At 65.1% G+C, this 23,062-nt stretch carries 18 protein-coding genes; 3 read left to right on the top strand and 15 right to left on the bottom strand.

Annotation, left to right across the window (positions count from 1 at the left end; translation table 11 throughout):
* Window positions 1-158 precede the first annotated feature (158 nt).
* From WCE05_RS04045 to tssA, 15 genes are all read right to left on the bottom strand, one after another.
* A complete protein-coding gene (locus WCE05_RS04045; RefSeq protein ID WP_368815481.1) occupies window positions 159-1,301 on the bottom strand; it encodes an ankyrin repeat domain-containing protein in 1,143 nt (380 codons plus the stop codon).
* A gap of 67 nt (window positions 1,302-1,368) precedes the next feature.
* Window positions 1,369-1,845, bottom strand: a complete 477-nt coding sequence (locus tag WCE05_RS04040) for a hypothetical protein (protein ID WP_368815480.1) — start codon at window positions 1,843-1,845, stop codon at window positions 1,369-1,371.
* Window positions 1,842-6,236, bottom strand: coding sequence for an RHS repeat-associated core domain-containing protein (locus WCE05_RS04035; RefSeq protein ID WP_368815479.1), 4,395 nt, complete (start codon window positions 6,234-6,236; stop codon window positions 1,842-1,844). Before WCE05_RS04035 ends, WCE05_RS04040 begins: the two co-directional genes overlap by 4 nt.
* Before the next feature lie 11 nt (window positions 6,237-6,247).
* Entirely contained in the window at window positions 6,248-6,682 is a 435-nt protein-coding gene (locus WCE05_RS04030) for a DcrB-related protein (protein WP_225786611.1), read from the bottom strand.
* A gap of 15 nt (window positions 6,683-6,697) precedes the next feature.
* Window positions 6,698-8,638, bottom strand: a complete 1,941-nt coding sequence (locus WCE05_RS04025) for a type VI secretion system tip protein VgrG (RefSeq protein ID WP_225786610.1) — start codon at window positions 8,636-8,638, stop codon at window positions 6,698-6,700.
* 23 nt (window positions 8,639-8,661) lie between these two features.
* Entirely contained in the window at window positions 8,662-11,337 is a 2,676-nt protein-coding gene (tssH, locus tag WCE05_RS04020) for a type VI secretion system ATPase TssH (RefSeq protein ID WP_225786609.1), read from the bottom strand.
* Window positions 11,330-12,382, bottom strand: coding sequence for a type VI secretion system baseplate subunit TssG (gene tssG, locus WCE05_RS04015; RefSeq protein WP_225786608.1), 1,053 nt, complete (start codon window positions 12,380-12,382; stop codon window positions 11,330-11,332). The genes tssH and tssG overlap by 8 nt, the downstream gene beginning before the upstream one ends.
* Window positions 12,346-14,208 carry a type VI secretion system baseplate subunit TssF gene (gene tssF, locus WCE05_RS04010; RefSeq protein WP_253080275.1) on the bottom strand — a complete coding sequence of 621 codons (1,863 nt, stop codon included), beginning with the start codon at window positions 14,206-14,208 and terminating at the stop codon, window positions 12,346-12,348. Before tssF ends, tssG begins: the two co-directional genes overlap by 37 nt.
* Window positions 14,205-14,720 (bottom strand): type VI secretion system baseplate subunit TssE, encoded by a 516-nt coding sequence (tssE, locus tag WCE05_RS04005; RefSeq protein ID WP_225786606.1) that lies wholly within the window; start codon window positions 14,718-14,720, stop codon window positions 14,205-14,207. The genes tssF and tssE overlap by 4 nt, the downstream gene beginning before the upstream one ends.
* Entirely contained in the window at window positions 14,714-15,169 is a 456-nt protein-coding gene (locus WCE05_RS04000; RefSeq protein ID WP_225786605.1) for a hypothetical protein, read from the bottom strand. Before WCE05_RS04000 ends, tssE begins: the two co-directional genes overlap by 7 nt.
* Complete coding sequence (locus WCE05_RS03995; protein WP_225786604.1) at window positions 15,166-15,606, bottom strand: type VI secretion system amidase effector protein Tae4; 441 nt, start codon at window positions 15,604-15,606, stop codon at window positions 15,166-15,168. The genes WCE05_RS04000 and WCE05_RS03995 overlap by 4 nt, the downstream gene beginning before the upstream one ends.
* A 68-nt stretch (window positions 15,607-15,674) precedes the next feature.
* Window positions 15,675-16,163 (bottom strand): type VI secretion system tube protein Hcp, encoded by a 489-nt coding sequence (locus WCE05_RS03990; protein ID WP_225786603.1) that lies wholly within the window; start codon window positions 16,161-16,163, stop codon window positions 15,675-15,677.
* Between the two features lie 99 nt (window positions 16,164-16,262).
* The gene (tssC, locus tag WCE05_RS03985) at window positions 16,263-17,756 is read right to left on the bottom strand and encodes a type VI secretion system contractile sheath large subunit (RefSeq protein ID WP_253080273.1); all 1,494 of its coding nucleotides are present in this window, start codon (window positions 17,754-17,756) and stop codon (window positions 16,263-16,265) included.
* Between the two features lie 11 nt (window positions 17,757-17,767).
* Entirely contained in the window at window positions 17,768-18,283 is a 516-nt protein-coding gene (gene tssB / locus WCE05_RS03980) for a type VI secretion system contractile sheath small subunit (protein ID WP_225786601.1), read from the bottom strand.
* A 72-nt stretch (window positions 18,284-18,355) separates the two neighbouring features.
* Window positions 18,356-19,393, bottom strand: a complete 1,038-nt coding sequence (gene tssA / locus WCE05_RS03975) for a type VI secretion system protein TssA (RefSeq protein ID WP_253080272.1) — start codon at window positions 19,391-19,393, stop codon at window positions 18,356-18,358.
* 396 nt (window positions 19,394-19,789) lie between these two features.
* Between tssA and tagH the strand changes: the two genes are divergently transcribed.
* From tagH to tssK, 3 genes are read left to right on the top strand one after another with little or no spacing between them, the layout of a single operon-like run.
* Window positions 19,790-21,172 (top strand): type VI secretion system-associated FHA domain protein TagH, encoded by a 1,383-nt coding sequence (gene tagH / locus WCE05_RS03970; RefSeq protein WP_368815478.1) that lies wholly within the window; start codon window positions 19,790-19,792, stop codon window positions 21,170-21,172.
* Window positions 21,173-21,218: 46 nt separating this feature from the next.
* Window positions 21,219-21,707: a type VI secretion system lipoprotein TssJ gene (gene tssJ, locus WCE05_RS03965; RefSeq protein WP_225786598.1), complete on the top strand. Its 489-nt coding sequence runs from the start codon at window positions 21,219-21,221 to the stop codon at window positions 21,705-21,707.
* 15 nt (window positions 21,708-21,722) lie between these two features.
* Window positions 21,723-23,057, top strand: a complete 1,335-nt coding sequence (tssK, locus tag WCE05_RS03960) for a type VI secretion system baseplate subunit TssK (RefSeq protein ID WP_225786597.1) — start codon at window positions 21,723-21,725, stop codon at window positions 23,055-23,057.
* The last annotated feature ends 5 nt before the right edge of the window (window positions 23,058-23,062 follow it).

The following is a 23,062-nucleotide window of genomic DNA, read 5'->3' as shown; positions in this document are numbered from 1 at the left end:
GCCCCTCGAACCAGGACCGGGCTTGGCCCATGAGGGTTCCGGGTAAGCCGCCTCATATTCGATGGCAATCGCTTCTTTAGTTTCCGAGCAGTTGGGTCACCGTGCACACCCTGTCATTTCCGAGGCGCCTGACCGCCGCTACCATCTTGCCAACGGGGTCAGGCAGGGATGGCCAGTGCCAGTGTCTTCCAGCTCGCCGTTCGCTTGCGTTCGACCAGCGTTGCCAGGGCCTTGGCGACGGGAGCGCCCTTGTTGGTGAACTTCACCGGCGCCAGCATCAACAGGGTGACACGCTCCTCCTTCGGTATGGCTTGCGCGGTAGGCTCCTTGTTCCAGGGCTTGTCCACCACCAGCATGGCATCCACGGCTTCTGGCCAGGGCAGGTCCGCATATCCCGGGTCGCTGCGCTGAATCAACATGCCCTCGCAGAGCGGCCCGTGCTCCAAGGTCTGTCGGGCGAGACGTGCCAGCAACTGCACCGGGAAGTTCCAGGCACCGTGCTGCGGCAGTCGGGCCTGGGGCAGGGCCCAGTCGCCCGGTAGGCAGATGAAGAGTTCGGTCATCGGTACGGCCTGGTACAGGCCGACAGTGAACAGCAGCTTGAAGTCGCTTTTGCCATCCAGCAGGCTGACATGCAGTGTGGTGCGAGGATCCTCGCTGGGCGGGCTGAAGACGTTCGGCAAGACCCACCCAGCGGTGTTGTGCACGAAGGTGACAATGGCCTGCCCCGCACCTTCGGCATCATCCGCTTCCACCTCAAGGGTGCTACGTGCCCCATGGGATAGCAGCAAGTCGGCGGTGTGTGGATGATCCCATGCCCGGGCGGCATCGAGCGCGCTGTCGTTGAAGCGCAGATGCAGGCGATTGACCTCGGCACCACGCGCCAGGAGCAGTGCGACCACCTCTCGGTGGCCTGACTGGGCGGCTGCATACAGGGGAGGGCAGACACTCAGTGGCAGGCCATCGACCCTGGCACCGGCATCGAGCAGGCATGCGCAGGTCTCCAGGTGCCCTTCGCTTGCGGCCTGTGCGAGAGCAGTGCCATGCCCTTCGTCAACGAACGGCTGGTTCGGATCCAGGCCCAGCTTGAGCAGCAGGCCGCAGATCTTGGTTTGCCCAGCCCTGGCAGCCATATGCAGCAGGCCTTCTTCACCGGCCTCGCCATAGCGTGGCAGGGCCAGCAGGTCTGGGTACTTCTGGGCAAATGTGCGCACTCGCTCCAGCTTGCCCTCTTCGATGTCGTCGTAAAGGCGGTCCAGCTTGGTTTCGTGCTTTTCGTAGAGTCGTTGCCGGTCGGTCATCGGATGAAAGTACTTGGTTTGAAGGCCAGGTCCATCGCTGCCGTTATCTTTGTGGTGTGGTGCCGAATCACGGAATCGGCCGATCAGGAAAGTAATGCTCGATAGGCAGGCTGCTGTTTTCGAACTCGTACATCACTCGCCAGGTGAATGTGCTCATCCAGGCATTGATGATGCGCTGGGCGTGATGACGGTCCTCCGTCGATTGGGTCCGGGACAGCAGGGCCGTTCGTTTCTTGCCTTTGAGTATCGAGATGGAAACCTGATATTCGATGGGCGAGATCTCCTCGTCACCCAAGGGGCTGCACCAGACATCGAGGGTGGCAGTGACAGGCAAGCCGCTGTCGAATGTTCGCTCGCTGGAGGCCATGAAGATGTCGTCGGCGAAAAAGTTCTTTGCGGCGAGAAAGCGGGCATGCTCGTCGGTGATGCCGGTGAGCAGGACGGGTGAGGCATCGATGAAATTATTCTTCGATACCTGCCAGCCGGTAGGTACCAGCAGTTCTGCGAGAGGATGGGCCAAGGCGATTTCTTGAATGATGTTCATTTTTGCGACTTCAGGTAGGTCATATAGTCAGCCTGGGAAATGGGGTGTCCATGGAATTCAGGCATTGGTGTATCGGTTACTTCTACCCGGACATACTGGGTCGGTTTGCCGTTATTGAATCCGATGGGTTTCCCTGCATCGTGAATGTAGTAGGAGGAGCCCTTGTTGCCCAGATCGATTTCGGTACCGTGCCGCAGCGCGTCTTTCTCCACTTGGTTACGGAACGCTGTGACTTGTTTGGCTGTAGCGTTTTCCGGCAAATCCTTGCCCCAGTATTGAGCCGCTCCTCCACGCGACGACAAGCTTTGAGCCTGTGATTGCGTCTTGGCCTGGGTATGTTTCGTATAGGTGGCCGAACGTGAGTGATGGCGATTCCTGCGTGCCAGCTTCGGACAGCCGGCGGTGAGCCCGAGCGGGTCTATCCAGCCGAGCGGGTTTGGACTGTAGAGATAGAGATTCCAGCCCCCAGCCAGTCCGAGGGGGTCTGGTTGGGTGAAGCGTCCAATATCCGGGTCATAAAACCGGAATGTGTTGTAGTGCAGGCCCGTCTCGCGATCCAGGTACTGCCCCTGGAACCTGAGATTCTGTTCCTCATCATGACCTGGGGCACGCCATTCTCCGATACTGGTGCCCCATACCTCGTAACGGGTTTCCCACCTGGTATCGCCATCCTCTGACGTCAGTCGTAGTGGCAGCCCATTGAGGTGATTGTGGAAATGCAGCACTTGTTGATGGGCGCCTGCGCTGTCGATGCGTGCCAGTGGTTCATGACCGGCATCGGTATAAACGTACAGGCTGCTTCGTCCGTTGCGACGCTCCTCCAGCAAACGCAGGCCGTCCCAGGTGAACTCGGTCCTGCCGACAAGCAACCCTTGCGGGGTACGCTCCTCCTTGGCGATGCGTCGTCCCAAGGGGTCGTAGTGCATGGACACTACAGTTTCGCGCCCGGCGCACAGGTTGCGGACCTCAATCAGCCGATGTTCGGCATCGTAGCGAAACCGTTGAATGCCTCGCCTGTTGCTGCGCTTTTCGACCAGTCGGCCGAAACCGTCGTAGCGGTAGTGCTTGTCCTGATAGCACAGCAGGCGGTTATGACGGATAGGTGGCTTCCCAGACCTGTCGAGCAGGTTGGCTGCTGCATCGTAGTGGAAGTGTTCGTACTGGCCTGCGAGTGGGTCGTGGCGCACGAGTATTCGGCCTGTCGCGTCATAGCCTAAAGACTCTAGGGTGTTGCCCTGGGCTTTCAGGGCCTGGACTTCGACCAGGTTGTTGCCGCCATCGTAGGCGAAGTGCTGTCGCGCCACCGACAAGGGGTTAATTGCCTGGTCGGCTGCATGGCTACCACGGCTGCGCAAACGCCCCACCGGATCGTACTCGCTGCGGCACAGCAGCCGCCCTTGAGTGCGCGTGACCTCACGGTGCAAGCGGTCGCGTTCGAAATCCGCAATGACATGTCCATTGAGGTTCAACTGATGCAGATGCCCAGAGCCATACATCAATCTATTCAACTGGCGACCGTCACCAAGACGTATCCCAGTCAGGTTACCCAGCTCGTCGTAGCTGTATGACAGGCTCCCCCGTGCTGTCCGTTCCTGCAGCAATTGACCGAGCCTGTCATAAGTGAAGTCCAATGTTTGCCGAATACCGTCAGGGCTTGTGGATTCCACTGAGGTCAACTGGTCCAGTGCGTCGTAATGATAGTCGGTGCGACCATCGGACGTGATCTTGACAACCAGCCTGCCTGCGGCATCGCGTTCGAGTGTATGGACGATGGGCACCTCGGGGCTGCCAGGTTCGGGGTGAAAGACCAATTGGACCAGATTACCCAGGCTGTCATAGGTGTATTGCTTGCAGGTGTCGTCGAGGTCTCGTTGCTCTACGAGGCGATCATCGGCATCCCAAGAGAATCGATAGCTTTCCCCATTCTCGTTTCTCAACCGCACAAGCCGGCCTTGGGCGTCATACTCGAAACCAACCTGGCGACCAGCGGCATCCACTTGGCGACTGACCTGTCCGCGTCGGTTGTACTCGTAGCGGGTGACATGCCCGGCCGCATTGGCATGAGCGAGCAGCAATCCTTCCGTCGAGCGTTGGTATTGCTCGCGATTGCCATCTGGACGTTCCAGGCACAGTAGCCAGCCCCGCGCATCATGGGTGTATCGAGTAGTGCGACTCTCAGCATCGATCACCTGGCTCAGGTGGCCCCGATGGTCATAGGCGTAGCGGGTTGGAAAGCCCGAGCAATCAACCTCTTCGACGAGCAACCCCAGGCGGTTCCAGCGGCGGGTCGTCGATTGGCCGGCGGCGTTGGTAACCGCCACGACCTGCCCATGTACATCATAGCGATAGCGGGTAACGTTACCCTGCGGGTCACATTCCCGAACGCAGTTGCCGCGTTGGTCGTAGTGGTAGTGCCAGCGATTGCCCATTGGGTCCAGGTGGGTCCGGGGCAATGCCCAGTGTTCGAGCCACTGTGTCGATTCGCTTCGCCCCAAGGGGTCGATGGTTTGTGAAAGATTGCCTGACTCGTCGTAGAAATATTGCCAGCGCCCACCTTGCGGGTCGGTGGCAGCCAGCAGTTGACGCTCATCGTTCCACTCGAAGCACCAGGCCTGCGCCATTGCGTCGATATACTCAGTGATCTGGTACTGGGCGTTCCACCGACGAATGCTGACACGCTGCAAATTATCGGTGATGCGGGTCAGGCCAGCGCTAATGTCGTAGTTGAAGCAATACTCGTCACCCGCGCAGGTCCAGTGTCGGGAAACCCGGCGTTCGCCTTCGATGTCCTGCCATTCGTAGTAACACCGAAGCCCGGACGCTGTCTGGTGCTCGATCATGTGCCGATGGTCGTCATAGGCGAAGCGGCGCCGTAGGCGACCTTTCTCGTCAAGCACCTCGCAGAGGTCGCCCTGTTCGTCGTAGCGATAACTGGCCAGTGTCTCCAGGCTCCCATCGTCATGAACGCGCTCGATGGTACTGACCCGAGAGGGCCACTGTGGGCTGTAGTGCAGCTGTATGCGTACCAGGTCGAACGTGTCGCGCAGGCCCGACAGACGTCCACGCTCGTCATAGTGCAGGTAGAGCCGATTGTCGTTGCGGTCTCCCAGTTGGCTCAAACGCAGCTGTGCGGGTTTTTCGGGGCTGGGCTCGAAGAGGCGGTAAAGGCCTTCGATGTCCTCGATGAGCAGTTCGCCATTCAAGGCCCGGCGTACGCTCAGGCCTTCGCCGGGGCTGAACACAGCATCGCCGGGCGGGATGTGACCCATGTCTATCACCCGTGCCTGCTCGTCCGTGTACAACAGGCGCTCACCGCCTTCTGGGTCGGCCTCGATGCGTACGAAGACTTCGTAGGACACGCTCCAGCCGGCACCAAACAAGCCGTCGCGTCGCTCGTCCCTACTACTGTAGAAACGTTGCCACTCCAGTGGTATCAGGGCCGCGAGCCTGAAATCCTGCTCGTCCTCGCCACCCAGGACTTTCGCACCTGTGGCAGCGTGCACGGGGTTCGGTGAGCCAGTGATCGCACGAGTCAGCGCACCGGTCACCTGTCCGCTGACGAAACTGGTGGCGCCACCGACTAGCATGCAGCCGAGCTTGCTGTAGAACTTGCCCCCGCGTCCTCGCAACATCATCAGAGCCGTGACTGCCAGACCGACGCCGGGAGTCTTGCCGCTGCGGATTTCACGCACCACGATCGGTTCGCCACCAATGCGTACATCGCTGGAAATCAGCCCGGAATCGACGATTACACCCTCGCAGGTACTGCGGTCGCCGCTGCGAGCGGCGGGTTGGCCGTTGATGCTGACCTTACTCGAACCCTCGGCAATGTACTGTGGCGGCATAGCCGGGTGCTTGCTGCAGATGACCTTGTCGTCATCGGCCGGTGCAGTGTTGGGGGCCGGTGACGCGACCGTGGGACGCCACAGTTGCGAGAAGAAGCCCTGGGCCATGTCGAGGAAGGTTTCCTCCTCGGGTTCCTCCTCTGCAAGCGAGGCGTCCGCAGGAGGAGGCGGCAGGACCACGCCAGCGGCACGTGCGGCTGGCTTGCCGTTGGTATGGGTGTCGTGCGAGCCGGTGGCGATGTTGGCCTGGATGGACGGCGGGAACAGCGCATTGCCGATCCCTTCGCAGAATCGGCTGAGTGCCGTATCGGCGCCGGTACTGGCCATGGCCACGCCCACCACGACACCGACCACCGCGCCGAGCACGAAGCAGCCCAGGCCTCCGGTGGCGGCAGTGATGCCAAGCGCGGCGCCAACGGCAGCGGTGGCCAACGCACCGATGGCAACGGTCGCCGCCACTTCCAGCACGCCGCCGACGATGTCTGCCAGCATCGAGGTGTGCATCAGTGCGTCGCCTTCGCGCGCGGCCCAGAGTGCGTCGGACATCGCAGGTACCGTCAGGCCAGGCTATCGAAAGCGAGCGATTGCTTGATCGCGGCCCAGTGGCCTGCCTCGGCCTCGCCCATGGGCTGCGCCTTCACGTAGCTGAGGGCGAACATCTTGCGGGTGCCAGGCAAGACCAGGGCGAGCTGGTACTGGAAGACCTTCTCTTGGCCTTTGCTGAACTGACTGCTCAACTCGATACCGTCGATATCCTGCGCCGCGCCAAGGCGCACGCTCTGCGGAGCCTGGAAGCGCAGGTCCTGGACCTGTTGCTGCAAGCGTTGCAGCTGGCTGTCGAAATTGCTCTGCAACGTTTCGCCATCGGCCAGCAGGCTGCGGCTGATCACCAATGAGGTACCCAATGCCTCGAATCGCAGGATGTTGATGCTGTTGTCACGCACGTCGGCGTCAGGCAGCGCGAGGTGGAACTCGTTGACGCGGTAGATCATGTATTCGTTGTCCTGTTACTGGCCGGCCTTGGGGAATTTCGCCTGGACCCTGCCATCGATGCTGCCCTTGCTGCCGTCCTGGCCGGGGGAGGTGCCTGGCGCCCCGCCGATGTTCAGGTCGAGCGTGCCTTCGGGGGTATTGATCTGGGCATGGTCCTTGGCGTTGATGTTCAGGCGCACACCGGTGAGGTTGATTTCACCGTTGGCGTTGAGTTCGAGCACGCTATCGCCACAGACCAGGCGCAGTTTCTCGCCAGCCTCCATGAGGTAGGTCGTGCTGATGCTGTCGGTCTTGCTGGCGCCTACCAGCAGGGTGTCGTGGTGGCGCACCGCGCGGATGCGATCCTGGCCGATGGTCACCATTTCGATCATGCCGACACTCTTGGTACGGCTGATACCCACCGACAACGTCTCGTTCTGCTCCACCACCGTGTCCATGTTGCGTTCGGCATGGATGTACAACTGTTCGGCACCCTTCTTGTCCTCCATACGGATCTCGTTGAAGTTCGCCGGGCTGCCGCCTTTGCTGGAGCGGCTTTTCATGCCGCTCTGGGTGGCGCCTGCGGGCAGGTCGTAGGGCACCGTCTGCTCGGCGTTGTAGACCCGTCCGGTGATGATCGGGCGGTCGGGGTCGCCCTCGAGGAAGCTGACGATCACTTCCTGGCCGATCCGTGGGACCTGCATCGAGCCCCAGTTCTTGCCGGCCCAGGCCTGGGATACGCGTATCCAGCAGGAGCTGTTCTCGTTGGACTGGTCGTGGCGGTCCCAGTGGAAGTGCACCTTGACCCGGCCGTACTGATCGGTCCAGATCTCCTCGCCGGCCGGGCCGACCACCACCGCGGTCTGCGGGCCCTTGACGATCGGCCGCAGGGTGCTGGCCACCGGGCGGTAGCTCTGCTGGGCGTCGATGCAACTGAGGTTGCTCTCGAACTGGGCCGATGCGCTGCCGCCACCGGTTTCCAGGCGCTCCTGGGCTACGTAGTAGCGGGCGGCGACGATCAGGTACTCGCGGTTCTGGTCCTGGCGGGTGAAGCCGGTGAGGTTGAACAGGTGGCCGCTGCCCAGGCCCCGGGCATTGCCGCGCAGTTCGACCCGCTCGTGCAGGCTTTGCAGCGCTTCCAGGCGGGTGCGGGCGTAGTGCTCGCCATCCTGGGTCTGCGCATAGGCGCCGGGGTAGTCGTACAGCGGATAGTCGCCGGCCTGGTGCGGGCGCGGCATGGCCGAGCGCACGTCGATGCGCGCGCTGGGGCGCTGGAAGTCGTAGTCGTTGAGTTCCAGCGAGCCGGGCTGGACTTCCTGGGCCAGGTACCAGTCGTTGATGTGGTCGCGCTCGCGATGCTGGCCATCCGGCGGGTAGAAGGGCACCGACTCGTAGCCGGGGGCCTGCTGGTGGGCGCCGTAGGCATCGGCCAGCACCAGCACATGGCGGTCCTGCTCATGGCGGAAGAAGTAGTAGATGCCTTCTTCCTCCATCAGCCGGCTGACGAAGTCGAAGCTGGTCTCGCGGTACTGCACGCAGTATTCGCGTTCCCGGTAGCTGCGGCTCAGGGCGTCCTCGAAGTCGGAGAAGCCCAGGTCGCGAAACACCTGCTTGATGATCTGCGGCGCGCTCTGGTGCTGGAAGATCCGGCAGTCGCTGGTGCGGGTCAGCAGCCACAGCCAAGGCCGCAGGGTCACCCGGTAGCTGGCGAACTGGCCCTTGTCGACCGCCTGGCTGCAGCGCGCGACGATGCCGTGGAAGTAGCGCCAACTGCCCAGGTTCAGTTGCAGCGACAGGCTCATGGGCTTGCCCAGCAGCTGGTTGAGGTCGATGGCCGGATCGTCGCTGGTCAGCTGCAGCTCGTAGTCGAACAGGCGGCCGAGCTCTTCGCTGCCGCCCATCTCGCTGAGGATCAGCACGTCCGGCCCCAGGGGGCTGTTGATCTGCGCCAGGCGCGTGAATTGCTTGAACAGCATGGGTCGTCCCGTACGGCGCGCCGTCAGCCGGCAGCGCCGAAGTCATAGTGCAGGTCGTTGTCGCGGCGGCTGATGGCGACGCTGGCCAACGGCTTGCCTTCGAGCAAGCGGGTGAGGAACTCGCGGCTCATGTCCGGCAGCAGGCCGTTGGTCAGGATGGCGTCGATCATGCGGCCGCCGCTCTCGGTCTCGGTGCAGCGCGAGACGATCAGGTCGAGCACCCCGTCGTCATAAGCGAAGCCCACCTTGTGCGTGCTCTCCACGCGCTTGCGGATGCGCTCCAGCTGCAGGCGGGCGATGGCCTTGAGCATGGCATCGCTGAGCGGGTAGTAGGGGATGGTCACCAGGCGGCCGAGCAGCGCTGGCGGGAAGATCTCCAGCAGCGGCTGGCGCAGCATCGTCGCCACCGACTCGGGCTCGGGCAGGGCCTGTGGATCCTTGCAGATGTCGGCGATCAGCTCGGTACCGGCATTGGTGGTGAGCAGGATCAAGGTGTTGCGAAAGTCGATCTGGCGGCCTTCGCCGTCTTCCATCACGCCCTTGTCGAACACCTGGAAAAAGATCTCGTGCACGTCCGGGTGGGCCTTTTCCACCTCGTCGAGCAGCACCACGCTGTATGGCCGGCGCCGCACCGCCTCGGTGAGCACGCCGCCTTCGCCATAGCCGACGTAGCCGGGCGGGGCGCCCTTGAGGGTGGAGACGGTGTGGGCCTCCTGGAACTCGCTCATGTTGATGGTGATCAGGTTCTGCTCGCCACCGTACATGGCCTCGGCCAGGGCCAGGGCGGTCTCGGTCTTGCCCACGCCGGAGGTGCCGGCGAGCATGAACACGCCGATCGGCTTGTTGGGGTTGTCGAGGCCGGCGCGGGAGGTCTGGATGCGCTTGGCGATCATCTTCAGGGCATGGTCCTGGCCGATGATGCGCTTGGCCAGGTGCGTGTCGAGGTTGAGTACGGTCTCGATCTCGTTGCGCGCCATGCGCCCGACCGGGATGCCGGTCCAGTCGGCGACCACCGAGGCGACCGCCTGGTAGTCCACGGTCGGCAGGATCAGCGGGCTCTCGCCTTGCAGGGCGGTGAGGCGTTGTTGCAGGTCGACCAGCTTCTCGCGCAGCTCATGGCTGCCCTGGGCATCGACCTCGTGGTCGACCACGCCCACCTGCTCGCGCAGTTGCGCGCGGGTGGCCAGCAGTTCGTCGACCAGGGCCTTTTCCTCCGCCCAGCGCTCCTCCAACCCGGCCAGGCGTTGGTGCTCGGCCTCCAGCAATGCCTCGGCCTGGGCCTGGCGCTGGTCGGTGACGACGCCGATGGCCTGTTCGCGGGCGATGATCTGCAGCTCGACGTCCAGCGCCTCGATGCGCCGGCGGCTGTCGTCCACCTCGGCCGGTACCGCGTGCAGGCTGATGGCCACGCGGGCGCAGGCGGTGTCGAGCAGGCTCACCGACTTGTCCGGCAGCTGGCGCGCCGGGATGTAGCGGTGCGACAGCTTGACCGCCGCCTCCAGGGCCTCGTCGAGGATCTGCACCTGGTGGTGCTGCTCCATGGTCGAGGCCACGCCGCGCATCATCAGCAGCGCCTTGTCCTCGCTCGGCTCGGCCACCTGCACCACCTGGAAGCGGCGGGTCAGGGCCGGGTCCTTCTCGATGTGCTTTTTGTACTCGGCCCAGGTGGTCGCCGCCACGGTGCGCAGGCTGCCCCGGGCCAGCGCCGGCTTGAGCAGGTTGGCGGCATCGCCGGTACCGGCCGCGCCACCCGCGCCGACCAGGGTGTGGGCCTCGTCGATGAACAGGATGATCGGCTTGGGCGAGGCCTGTACGTCCTCGATCACCTGGCGCAGGCGCTGCTCGAACTCGCCCTTCATGCTGGCGCCGGCCTGCAGCAGGCCGACGTCCAGGCTGCGCAGCTCGACGTCCTTGAGCGCCGGTGGTACGTCGCCGGCGACGATACGCAGGGCGAAGCCCTCGACCACCGCGGTCTTGCCCACCCCGGCCTCGCCGGTGAGGATCGGGTTGTTCTGCCGACGGCGCATGAGGATGTCGACCAACTGGCGGATCTCCTCGTCGCGGCCGACGATCGGGTCGAGCTTGCCGTTGCGCGCCTGCTCTGTGAGGTCGACGGTAAAGCGCTTGAGCGCCTCCTGCTTGCCCATCGCCGCCGGCGCCACGGCGCCGCTGGCCTCGCCCGGCACGGCGGCGCTGAAGCCGTCGCTGGCGCCCAGGTTGTTCTCCGGCGAGTCGCCCACGTATTCGTCGAAGCGCTCGCTCAAGGCCTCGACCTTGAGCTTGGCGAACTCGCCCGAGAGGTTCAGCAGGGCATTGCGCAGGCTCGCTGTCTTGAGGATGCCCACCAGCAGGTAGCCGGTACGCACCTGGTTTTCGCCGAACATCAGGCTGCCGTAGACCCAGCCGCGCTCCACCGCTTCCTCGACCTGGGACGACAGGTCGGTGATCGAGGTCGAGCCGCGCGGCAGGCGGTCCAGGGCATCGGTCAGGTCGCGGGCTAGGCGGGCCGGCTCGACGTTGAACTGGCGCACGATGCGGTGCAGGTCGCTGTCCTGCAGTTGCAGCAACTGGTGCAGCCAATGCGCCAGCTCCACATAGGGGTTGCCACGCAGCTTGCAGAACACCGTGGCGGCCTCGATGGCCTTGTAGGCGATGCTGTTGAGTTTGCCGAACAGCGCGGCGCGGCTGATTTCACCCATGGTCCTGACTCCTTGTGGCAGGTGGTTCGACCGGCTGCTCGGCGTAGTACCGGGCCAGCGCAAGGTCGTTGGCATCGTGTGGCGGACGGCCGAGCCAGGTGTCGAAACCCAGGCGTCGGCCAGCGTCGAGTTGCAGGGCGGGTACTTCGTCCCGCCGCAGGATCAGGTTGAGGTCCCAGTCCAGCTCGTGGCCCAGGTACTCGGCGACCCAGGCTGCCAGCTCGACGAAGGCGCTGCCGCCGGGGAGCAGGGCGTGGTACTGCGCCAGGCTCAGCGGCCCGAGGCACAGGCGGAACTTGTGCTGGCGGTCCCAGGCATAGCGCCCCAGGCACAGGTCGACGCCCAGGCGGTTGGCACGGGCGCCCAGGCGGCTGCGCTCGGGCAACTCCAGCCACTGGCCGACGTATTCCTCGAGGGTCACCGGTACGCCGAAGTAGCCCGACAGGATGCTGCACAGGCCGTCCGGGTAGCGGGTCTGCGCCGCCAGGTGGCCCGACCAGTGCAGCTTGGCGGTATCCGCCAGCGGCCCCTGGCCACGCAGGGCCGGCAGGCCACGGCCGCTCAGGGCGGCCAGGCGTGCGGCCCAGTAGTCGTCGTCCGGGCGGTCGTGGCTGACGGTGGGCCGGGCCTCGGCCCAGGCACGGTAGAACAGGCTCAGCAGGCGGTGGTGGAAGATGTCGAGGAAGCGCTTGCTGGTAGGGTCGGCGTGGTTGCGCTGGCGCTCGCGCATGTACTCGGTCAAGTGCAACGGCAGCGGGCCGTTGGGGCCGCCGAGGCCGAAGAAGAACTGCTCCAGGCGCGCCGGGCCGCCGTCCTCGGCGGGCGTCACCGAGGCCAGGGTGGCTGGGGCGAAGGCGCAGTCCAGGCGCTGGCCGAGGCGCACCGGCTCGTCGGCCAGGCGCAGGGAATGGCCGAAGCGGGGCAGCTCGGGATGTTCCGCCTCGAGGCGACGCAGGGCCTGGAAGAAGTCGTACTCCCAGGGCTCGGCCTGCATGGCCTGGAGCGTGTTCACAGGGTCGGTCGGCATCCGGGCTTGGCTTTCCATCGCATGATCTCGCCGCGTTCGCTGGTGCGCAGCACGGTTTCGGTGAAGCTGTTGATGGACACGTAGCGGGTCAGGAAGCGTTCGAACACCGCACCGAGGAGAAACACCCCGGTGCCACGGAAGGCGTTCTCGTCGAACGCCAGGGTGATTTCCAGGCCCCGGCCGAAGACGATCGGCCCGGGCATCGGCAGGCGCCGGGTGCAAGGCTTGGCGCTGACCTCGCGCAGGCCGTCGATCTGCAACTGCAGGGCACCGTCCTGGCTGTCGCCGTACAGGCGCAGCAGCTCGCGCAGGGCGGCGGCGCCCTGGCCTTGTTCGGTCAGCGACAGGTAGTTCAGCGACAGCTGGCTGATCAGGCGCCAGGCGCGGTTGTCGTGAGCATGGCTGGCCCTGGGGCGGCTGGGGCCGGCCAGGCAGCGCACGGCGGACACCGGCGCGCTGTCGGCCAGGTTGAAATCGCTGCGGCCGTCGCCGATGTTCATGAACAGCGGCAGGTCGCGGTTGCTGCACAGGGCGCTGATGCCCAACTGGCGCAGGTCGTGGCGGTAGGGGGCGTGCTGGCCGTCGACCAGGCTGACGAAGGTCTCGCTGCCCATGTAGCTCGAGCGTGTACCGTTGCGCCGCTGTTCGCTGGACAGCACCCGTGGCTCGCGACGCACGATGTAGTAGGCCTGGTCGCGGCCATAGCGCGACGGGTCGCGCACGGCGTAGAACGGCAAGAACGCTTGGTCCGCCCCGGTGCCGTGGCCGGTGACTTGTTGCAGCGAGTGGATCTCGAAGTCGGTCGGCCGGGTGCGGTCGGCGATCACATGGTGCTCGTTGACCTTGTCGGTGAGGTGGATGCGGTCCACCCGGCGCGGGAACAGGTTGATCGCCGGGGTGCAGAAGGGCACGAACTGGGCCTCGCCGACGCTGCTTTCCAGGCTCTGGTCGAAGCGCTCGAAGAGGATCACCAGCTCCAGCTCCTCGCCGGTGCAGCGCTGCACCGCCCGCTCCAGCCCGGCGAAGTCGACGAACAGAAAGCGCTGGGGCAGGGCGAAGTACTCCTGCAGCAGGCGATAGCCCTGGAAGGCCTGGGGCACCACTGGCAGCGCCGCCTCGCAGTCGTCGAAGCCACGGGGGCGCAGGGCCTGCTCCAGGGGAATGCGCTCGACCCACTCGCCGCCCGGCTGGCGGGCGAACACCGCGCAGGCGCTGCCGAGCAGCTGCTCGTACAGGCGGAACGGGGTTTCGTCGGCGCCGTTGAGGTACAGCGGCAGGTGGCTCAGCGGCAGGCTGGCGAAGGGGATCCCGGCGCCGCTGCGCAAGGTCAGGCGCAGCCCGGCGCGGGCCTGTGGCTCGCTGGCGGCGAGGCGGCCGAGCACGGCGCCGGGGTTGCCGAAGTATTCGGCGCGCGCCACCCGCAGCGGCCACAGGGTGACGTCCTGGGTGCTGCGAAATTCGCACGGCGTCTGCGAGTCGCGGCCCAGGTTGGCGCGCAGCACGCTGCCCCGGGGCAGTTGGAAGCCGGCGGCGAGCGAGCCTTCGTCGGGGTCGGTCTGCAACTGCACCACGGTCATCGAGGGAGTCGGCGCCAGGTAGTGCGGGTAGGCGATCTCCAGCAGGTTGTGGGTGAAGGTCGGGTACTCGGCGTCGAGCTTGAGCTGGACTCGCGCGGTGAGGTAGGCAAAACCTTCGAGCAGACGCTCGACGTAGGGGTCAGCGCAATCGATGCCGGCCAGGGTCAGGCGGCCGGCGATCTTCGGGTACTCCCTGGCGAACTCCGCCGCGCTTTCGCGGATGTGTTGCAGCTCCTGGTTGTACAGCTCGAGCAGGCGCGGGTTCATGCACGTCTCCGGCGGTCGGCGGGGGCCACGCGCACATGCCCGGACTCCAGGTCCAAGTCGGTCTGCAGCAGCAGCGGCAGGGCCGCCGGCTGGGCCCAGAGGTCGCCCTCGATCTCGAAGCTCAAGGCGTTGGCGTTCATTTCGGCGGGCGCGACCTGGGCGCGCACGCGCAAGGTGTGGGCGAGGATGCGCGGTTCATAGGTGACGATGGCCTGGTGGATGATGCGCTCCAGGGCGAGGGCGTCGATGTTCGAGGCGCTGTTGCCGGCCAGGGCCGGCAGGCCGTAGTTGATCACCGAGGCACCGGCCGGCGTGTCCAGGGTCGCGGCGCTGTCGAGCAGCGAGGTGGTGTTGAGCAACCAGGTGAGGTCACGCAACACCGACGCCTTGAGCTGCTGCAGGGACAGCACGCGCTTGTCCGGCGCCTCCTGCGGGTTGCCGGGATCGTCGTCGGTCAGGCGATCCAGCAGCGAGGGCTGCAAGCGGTCGCGGGCGGCGATTTCGGCTACCACTTGAACAGACCCACGAAGTTCTTCTGGTCCACAGCCCCGGTCGTGCAACTGGCACTGTGGGCGACGACCGAGGGTTCCAGCTGGTTATTGAACCAGCGGATGGCCTGGTATTGGCTTCGGCAACTGCCTGGTGTCGGGGTATCGAAATCAATGTGCCTGACAATAATGATCTGCGCGCCGTTGAAGTGTTCCACGCGCGGCTCCCCGGAACGCCTGTCGGGGCTGAACTGGCACGGCCAGGGTATTTCCAGTTGCAGGAGTGTCTGGTCTGTCTTGCTGCGCAGGGCGCAACGCCCCTGATGGTTTTCCAAGGTCAAGCGCCGCTCGGACAGTGTGACATGCGGTCCCTCGGGAAGCGGCTCGGTGGCGGCGGGACGTTCTTGCGCGCAGGCACTCATTGAGGTCGCCAACGAAAGAACGATCATCGGCAGTGTATGGCACCGTTTCATTTCAGCTCCCAGAACCAGACGGCCTTGGAGCGGTGGGCCTGGTCGGCGAACTCGCCGGTCACCAACCCACGGTCCCAGAGATCTATATGATCGCCACTGCGGTCCTCGAACGACTGTCCGGCGCGGGCGAAGCAATCCTTGAAGAAGATGATGCCACGCTTGGTCTTCAGCTTCTGGCGGTCCTCGGCGCTGCCGCTGAGTTGCACAGGGGCGCCCAGGTGGTGTTTCCACAGCCAGTTGGCCAAGGACTCCGCGCCCCGGGCATGGCCATGGGCACAGCGCGGTTCGCTGTAGCTGGAGGCGTTGACCTTGACGCTGCGTTCCCCATTGAGGGCGATGCTCATGCGAATGGCGCACTGGTTGTCCCACGGTCCGTCGCAGGGAAACTGGTCGGACGGGTAGGCATTCCACAGATTGATAAACGAGGGCTTGGCCATGGTCTTCACCGGGTGCGGCTGACGCTTCGGGGAGAACGCCTGCGGGCATGGGCCGCAGGCGTACTCGGTCAGATCTTGACGTTGGAGCGCACGTTCCAGCCGTACTTGATCGGGCCGCCATCCTTGCTGCCGTCGGCTTTCTGCGGCTGGTAGTCGACGGTGACCTTGGCGAAGTTCAGGGTGATGTTCTCGGTCAGGCGGTCGTCGCTGCCCGAGCCACCGGTGCTCAGGGAGCTGATGAGGACCTCTTCGAGGTTGATGATCAGGTACTCGACCTGGTTCTCGCCCCCGGCCTTGCGCACGGTCAGCTTGACCTTGTCGATGTGCTTGCCGCTGGAGCAGTGAGCCATCAGGTTGGGGCTGGACTTGTCGACGTACTTGGTCACCGACAGGTCCTGGATATTGACCTTGCCGGCGCCACCGCCGCCGCCCATGTGCATGTTGCCGGACTGGGACATGCCCCAGCTCCAGTTCAGCACGTCGATCTCGTCCTTGTGGGCCTTGTCCATGGACTCGCCCTTGATGTCGCCGATCTTGATGAAAATATCTACAGCCATGGTCTCTCCGGAAACGCTCGTCGTTTGGCAGTTTTGTCGGGGCGACCTTGCCGCTCTTCGCGGGCAAGGCCGCCCCGACAGGGTTCAGCGCCGTGTCGGTCAGGCACCCTTGGCCGAAGGCAGCTTCGTCACCAGGCGCAGCGACACGGTCAGCCCTTCGAGCTGGTAGTGCGGGCGCAGGTAGAAGCGCGAGTTGTAGTACCCAGGGTTACCTTCGACCTCCTCGACCACCACTTCGGCGGCCGCCAGCGGGTGTTGGGCCTTGGTGGTCTCGGTGGAGTGCGCCGGGTCGCCGTCGACGTAGTTGAGGATCCAGTCCTGCAGCCAGCGCTGCATCTCGTCCTTCTCCTTGAACGAGCCGATCTTGTCGCGGACGATGCACTTGAGGTAGTGGGCGAAACGGCAGGTGGCGAACAGGTACGGCAGGCGCGCGGCCAGGTTGGCGTTGGCGCTGGCGTCCGGGTCGTCGTACTCGGCCGGTTTCTGCAGCGACTGGGCGCCGATGAACGCGGCGAAGTCGGTGTTCTTCTTGTGCAGCAGCGGCATGAAACCGTTCTTGGCCAGTTCCGCCTCGCGACGGTCGGAAATGGCGATCTCGGTCGGGCACTTCATGTCCACGCCACCGTCGTCGGTGGGGAAGGTGTGCGCCGGCAGGCCCTGCACCTCGCCGCCCGACTCCACGCCACGGATGCGCGAGCACCAGCCGTAGTGCTTGAACGAACGGTTGATGTTCACCGCCATGGCGTAGGCGGCGTTGGCCCAGGTGTACTTGCTGCTGTCGGCGCCGTCGGTGTCTTCCTCGAAGGCGAAGGCCTCCACCGGGTCGGTCTTGGCGCCATAGGGCAGGCGGGCGAGGAAGCGCGGCATGGTCAGGCCGATGTAGCGCGCGTCTTCCGATTCGCGCAGCGAACGCCAGCCGGCGTATTCCGGGGTGGTGAAGATCTTGGTCAGGTCGCGCGGGTTGGACAGCTCCTGCCACGAGCCCATGCCCATCACGGTCGGCGAGGCGGCGGAGATGAACGGCGCGTGCATGGCCGCGCAGATTTTCGACATCTCGCCGAGCAGCTCGACGTCGGGCGGCGACTGGTCGAAGTAGTAGTCGCCGACCAGGCAGCCGTACGGCTCGCCGCCGAACTGGCCGTACTCCTCTTCGTAGAGCTTCTTGAACACCGGGCTCTGGTCCCAGGCGGTGCCCTTGAACTTCTTCAGGGTCTTGTGCAGGTCGGTCTTGGACACGTTGAGCACGCGGATCTTCAGCTGCTCGTCGCTCTCGGTGTTGTTGACCAGGTAGTGCAGGCCGCGCCAGGCGCTTTCCAGTTGCTGGAAGTCCGGGTGATGGATGATCTGGTTGACCTGTGCGGTGAGCTTGGCGTCGATCGCCGCGATGATCGACTCGATCGAGCCGATGGCGTCATCGGACACCAGGTTGGTCTGCGCCAGGGCCTGCTCGGCGAGGGTGCGCACGGCGCTTTCGACCGCCTCTTTGGCGCGCTCGGTCTTGGGCTTGAATTCCTGCATGAGCAGGGCGGCGAACTCGCTGGTCTGCTCGGTGGCCGCCGGCTGGGCTTGGGTTTCGCGCAATGGATCGTTCATGGGCGGTCTCCTCAGGCGCTCGGCTCGTTGTCGGCCGGCTTCGGCGCGCTGGCCAAGGCCTGGAGCAGGGCGGGGTCCTTGATGGCTTTCAGGATGATGTCTTCGGCGCCAGTCTTGCCGTCCATGTAGGTCAGCAGGTTGGCCAATTGGGTGCGCGCCTCGAGCAACTGGTTGAGCGCATCGACCTTGCGCGCCACGGCGGCGGGGCTGAAGTCGTCCATGCTCTCGAAGGTGAGGTCCAGGCTCAGGTTGCCGTCGCCGGTCAGTTCGTTGGGTACGTTGAACGCCACCCGGGGCTGCATGGCCTTCAGGCGCGAGTCGAAGTTGTCGACGTCGATCTCCAGGAACTTGCGCTCGGCCACCGCCGGCAGCGGCTCGGCCGGCTTGCCGGCAAGGTCGGCCAGCACGCCCATGACGAAGGGCAACTGGACCTTCTTCTCGGCGCCATACAGCTCGACGTCGTACTCGATTTGCACCCGCGGCGCACGGTTGCGCGCGATGAATTTCTGGGAGCTGTCTTTCGCCACGTTGTTCCTCCTGGTCGCCGGTGCGGCGGCTTCGTTCGTTGCGGGCGTCGGTGATAAGCGGTCCGCGCGGCGTCAGTCGCCTTCGGGGCCGCGCAGGTTCTCGAATTGCGACAGGCCATCGGGGATCAGGTCGCGCACGATGGTCGCGAAATCGGCGTTGACCAGGTTCTTGGCCCGTCGCAGCAGCACCGGCAGCGGGCTCGAGGGCTCGTGGCGGGCGTAGTACTGGAGCAGGCGCTCGAGGCTCTGCACGACGTCCTCGCGGCTGTTCACTTCGCCGGGGCGGGCCGCAGGGCGTGTGGCCTGGGCCGTGGGCAGCGGCGATTCGCCCGGGCTGCCGACCGGCAGTCGTTCGGCGGCGTCGGTCGAGGTGTCGTCGGCCGAGGACGCCGGGCCGTAGTCGGCCAGCACCTGCTGGGCCTGGCGCAGCGGCTGCTTGAGCGCGTCGAGGTCGACGCCGCTGGCCGAGCCGACCTGGTCGCTCACCCGGCGTTCGATGGCCTCGCAGGCCGCGCGAGCCAGGGTCAGGGCCTGGCGGGCCTGTTCCAGCTGTTCGGCGTCGGCATCGCGCAGGGCGGCGGCCAGTTCCTCGACGCTCAGTTGCTCGCTGGCGAAGTGCTGCAGGCCTGCGGCATGCAGGGCGGCGCGCAGCGTCACCGGGCCGAAGGCGCGGGAGCGCACCAGCATGCTGTCACGCAGCAGGGCGAGGTTGGTGTCGCAGGTGAGCCCGGCCAGGGCGTTGATGCGCACGGTCGGGTCGTTGTCGTCGGCGGCGTCGAGCTGCGGATGCAGGTGCAGCCAGTACTCGTCGAGCAGGTCGCGGATCAGTTCGAGGCTGGCCGCCAGGCCAGGCAGACCATGCAGGGCCAGGTTGGCCTGGACCAGGAAGTGGGTGATGCGCAGGTCCTTGCTGCGTTGCAACAGGGCAGTGCAGGACTGTTCGATGTCGCGCCACTGGGGAGGTTCGGCAGGCTGCACGGCATCGCCCATGACCCGCTCCGGACGGCCCTGTGCATCGCGTTCCAGCTGCAGGAAGTCCGGGTCGTATTCCAGGTCGTCGCCGCAGGGAAAGTCTGCGGAAACAGCGGCAAGCAGCAGCGAGGAGTTCACCAGAAATCGATCTCCATATCGGCCCGTGGCATGGGCTTGTATCGGCGCTGGCAACTTTTGTGAGCCAGCGCACAAACTTGTCAAAGAGCATTAAATTGATATCGGAGTGATATCATCTTGGCTCTATTAAAGTTGCGCATTTATGGTTTATTTCCAAAATGCTGTCAAGGTAAGCTACACCTCGGCAAAGAGGGCGGTGATCCGTTTGTCAGGCAGGTTTATCCATTTGTCAGGTGCCATCAATGTGCCTGTTCATTATGATTGAATATATCGACCCTGATTCTATTTAAGGCCTGAAAGCCACGTGATTCAAGGGTTGTGCGCATGATGTGGGGCGAGCTGGGCGGCCCATTCATTTGAGGGTGCGCGCGTTTCATATATATGCAAGGAGGCGTGATGGCACTTTGCCTGACCATAACCAGTTATCACAAGATAACACCGGGACAATGCCCGGAAATGTTGCTTGAAACGGGTGCCATCACCATTGGTCGCGGCGCGGACAATGATTGGGTATTGCCCGATCCGGAGCGACTGGTGTCTTCGTCTCATTGTGTGATCCAGTTCAAAGATGGGCGTTATTATCTGACCGATAACAGCACCAATGGCGTGGAGTTGGTGCATGCCGGTGTACGCCTGCGTCGTGGCAACAGCGAACCGCTGATGGACGGTGAAGTCATCCGCATTGGTGACTATGAAATCCAGGCGCGGATCGATTCGGGGTTTTCCGTCCCCGCCGCCGACCAGCCGAGTGCGCACGGGTTCGAGGCGTTGATGGCCAACCAGGTGGCCGCCTCCGCTCCCCCTGTCGTCCCAGCGCCGGTCGTGGTGCCGCCGGGTGCCTCCAGCCATGACACCCTGCCGGACCTGTTCGACTTCCTCGGCCCCTCCAGCGTGCCGCCCGCCAGCCAGCCGGACCATGTGCCGGCCCAGCAGCATGCCTTCCATCCACCGGAGCCGCTCGCCCCGGCGCCCGCCCCGGCAGCGCCTGCCAGCCCGGGCCTGATCCCTGAAGACTGGGACCTGTTCGGCGGCAGCACGCCGCCGCCTGCGCCCCAGGTCGAGATTGCCCCGGCAACACCCACCGAGCCGCTCGCGCCGCCACCACAATCGCAGCCGCAGCCGCAGCCGCAGCCGCAGCCGCAGCCGCAGCCGCCAGCGCCAGTGCCTACCGCCACGGCGCCCATGGCCGATGGAGCGCTGCTCCAGGCGTTCCTGCGCGGTGCGGGGGTCGAGCACTTGTGCATCGATGGCGGTGATGCCGCAGCGCAGATGGAGGCGATCGGCCGCAGCTACCGGCTGATGGTCGAGGGGCTGATCGACGTGCTGCGCGCGCGCAGCAGCCTCAAGGGTGAGTTCCGCATGCAGCAGACCACCATCGCCCCCGTGCAGAACAACCCACTGAAGTTCGCCCCCAACGCCGACGAAGCCCTGCTGTTGCTGCTGCGCCATGGCAGCCAGGCGTTCATGGCCCCCGACCAGGCGGTGCGTGACAGCTTCGATGACCTGCGTGCCCACCAGCTTGCGGTGATGGCTGGGGTCGAGGCGGCCATCAAGCACCTGCTGACGCGCTTCGAACCGGGCCAGCTGGAGGCTCGCCTGGCACCGCCCGCAGGCCTTGGCAAGTTGTTCGGCGGCTCGCGCCAGGCCCATTGCTGGCAGCAGTTCACCGCGTTGTACAAGCAGATTTCCCAGGAAGCCGAAGACGACTTCCAGGACCTGTTCGGCCGTGAGTTCAGCCGTGCCTACGAGGCCCATAGCGCTCGATTGCAACGCTCCTGAGCCAAGCGCCGGGAAGGAAGAAGACCGATACGTCATGAGGACGAGGATGAATGCAAGAAGACTGATCGCCGCCCTGGTTGCCCTGCTGCTCAGTGGCTGTGGCGGGCAGGGCGGAGTCGAACCCTCGGCCGGCCAAGCGCCAGGCGTCACCCTGTATTTCAGTGCCGCTGCCGGGCTCAACCCTGGCGCCAGCGGCAGCCCGGCACCCGTGCGGGTGCGCATCTACGAGCTGAAGAACAGCGCCACCTTCGCCCGGGCCGACTACTTCGCCCTGGCCGAGCGCGCCCAGGCCACCCTTGGCGCCGACCTGCTCGACCAGGACGAAGTGCTGCTGCACCCCGGCGAGCAACTGCGCATCGAGCGCCCATTGGACCCGGCCACGCGCCAGGTCGGCCTGGTGGTCGGCTACCGCGAAATCGACCAGGCCCAATGGCGCAGCGTGCTGCCGGTGCCACCGCGCGACTACCAGATCAGCCTCGATGTGCGCGCCGTGCGCAGCGCCGTGGCCACCCCGCAACCTGAACCTGTGCGCTAGGCAATCGGAGAACCCATGTCCTGGAACAATCGAGTGGTCTGGTCGGAAGGCATGTTCATCACGACCCAGCACTTCCAGCAGCACGACCGTTACCTGGAGAACCTCATCGATGCCCGCAGCCGGCCGTTGTCTGCCGCTGCCTGGGGTTTCTCCGAGCTGCTGATCGACCAGGGCCTGCTGGCCCAGGGCAAGCTGGCGATCCTCAGCGCCCGTGGCCTGCTGCCCGATGGCACGCCGTTCGACATCCCCCGTGACGACCTGCCGCCACCGCCGCTGGAGATCCCCGACGACCTGCGCGACGGCGTGATCCACCTCGGCCTGCCGCTCAAGCGCGCCGGCGCGCGTGACACGGTCGACGACGGCCAGGCCCTGGACGGGGCGCGTTATGTCAGCCGGGTGAGCGAAGTGCGCGACGACAACGCGCCGTTCGAGAACCGTGCGCCGCTGGCCCTGGGCAGCCGCGCCCTGCGCCTGTTGCACAGCGAGGATGGCCTGGGCGAGTACGCCGCGCTGGGCGTGGTGCGCATCCGCGAGAAACGCGCCGACCGCGCCCTGGTGCTCGACGACAGCTACATCCCGCCGCTGCTCGACGTGAGCGCCAACGACCTGCTGTCGGGCTTTCGCAGCGAGCTGCTGGGCCTGCTGCACCAGCGCGGCGAGGCGCTGGCCGGGCGGGTGGTGGCCTCGGCCAACGGCGGAGCCTCGGAAATCGCCGACTTCATGCTGCTGCAACTGGTCAACCGCGCCCAGCCGCTGTTCGAGCACCTCAACCAGCTCAGCCCGTTGCACCCCGAGCGGCTGTACAGCGAACTGCTCGCCCTGGCCGGCGAGTTCTCCACGTTCTGCAGCGAAGGCCGCCGCCCGGCCAGCTACCCGGTATACCAGCACGACGACCTGGCGGCGACCTTCGCCCCGGTGATGGCGGCGCTGCGCGAAGCCCTGTCGATGCTGATCGACAGCAAGGCGGTGGCGATCCCGATCGTCGAGAAGGCCTATGGCATCCACGTGGCCATGCTCGCCGACCGCAGCCTGCTGGACAGCGCCAGCTTCGTCCTCGTGGTGCGCGCCGACGTGCCCAGCGAAACCCTGCGCAGCCGTTTCGGCCAGCAGAGCAAGATCGGCTCGGTGGAGCACATCCGCGACCTGGTCAACCTGCAGTTGCCGGGCATCGGCCTGTTGCCGCTGCCGGTGGCGCCACGGCAGATCCCGTTCCATGCCGGCTCGACCTACTTCGAGCTCGACCGTGGCAGCGAACACTGGAAGCAGTTGCAGCACTCCGGGGGCTTCGCCTTCTACGTCGCCGGCGAGTTCCCTGGCCTGAACCTGGCCTTCTGGGCCATTCGAGGATAAACCGC

Source organism: Pseudomonas sp. I2, from assembly GCF_040984075.1.
Lineage (GTDB): Bacteria > Pseudomonadota > Gammaproteobacteria > Pseudomonadales > Pseudomonadaceae > Aquipseudomonas > Aquipseudomonas guariconensis_B.
This window is presented reverse-complemented; position numbering and strand designations above follow the sequence as displayed.

Coding starts and splice junctions, on each gene's coding strand:
- tssC (WP_253080273.1), bottom strand. CDS start 17,756: ATGAACGATCCATTGCGCGAAACCCAAGCCCAGCCGGCGGCCACCGAG.
- WCE05_RS04035 (WP_368815479.1), bottom strand. CDS start 6,236: ATGTCCGACGCACTCTGGGCCGCGCGCGAAGGCGACGCACTGATGCAC.
- WCE05_RS04025 (WP_225786610.1), bottom strand. CDS start 8,638: ATGCTGTTCAAGCAATTCACGCGCCTGGCGCAGATCAACAGCCCCCTG.
- tagH (WP_368815478.1), top strand. CDS start 19,790: ATGGCACTTTGCCTGACCATAACCAGTTATCACAAGATAACACCGGGA.
- WCE05_RS04030 (WP_225786611.1), bottom strand. CDS start 6,682: ATGATCTACCGCGTCAACGAGTTCCACCTCGCGCTGCCTGACGCCGAC.
- tssJ (WP_225786598.1), top strand. CDS start 21,219: ATGAATGCAAGAAGACTGATCGCCGCCCTGGTTGCCCTGCTGCTCAGT.
- tssF (WP_253080275.1), bottom strand. CDS start 14,208: ATGAACCCGCGCCTGCTCGAGCTGTACAACCAGGAGCTGCAACACATC.
- WCE05_RS04000 (WP_225786605.1), bottom strand. CDS start 15,169: ATGAAACGGTGCCATACACTGCCGATGATCGTTCTTTCGTTGGCGACC.
- tssK (WP_225786597.1), top strand. CDS start 21,723: ATGTCCTGGAACAATCGAGTGGTCTGGTCGGAAGGCATGTTCATCACG.
- WCE05_RS03995 (WP_225786604.1), bottom strand. CDS start 15,606: ATGGCCAAGCCCTCGTTTATCAATCTGTGGAATGCCTACCCGTCCGAC.
- WCE05_RS04045 (WP_368815481.1), bottom strand. CDS start 1,301: ATGACCGACCGGCAACGACTCTACGAAAAGCACGAAACCAAGCTGGAC.
- WCE05_RS04040 (WP_368815480.1), bottom strand. CDS start 1,845: ATGAACATCATTCAAGAAATCGCCTTGGCCCATCCTCTCGCAGAACTG.
- WCE05_RS03990 (WP_225786603.1), bottom strand. CDS start 16,163: ATGGCTGTAGATATTTTCATCAAGATCGGCGACATCAAGGGCGAGTCC.
- tssH (WP_225786609.1), bottom strand. CDS start 11,337: ATGGGTGAAATCAGCCGCGCCGCGCTGTTCGGCAAACTCAACAGCATC.
- tssG (WP_225786608.1), bottom strand. CDS start 12,382: ATGGAAAGCCAAGCCCGGATGCCGACCGACCCTGTGAACACGCTCCAG.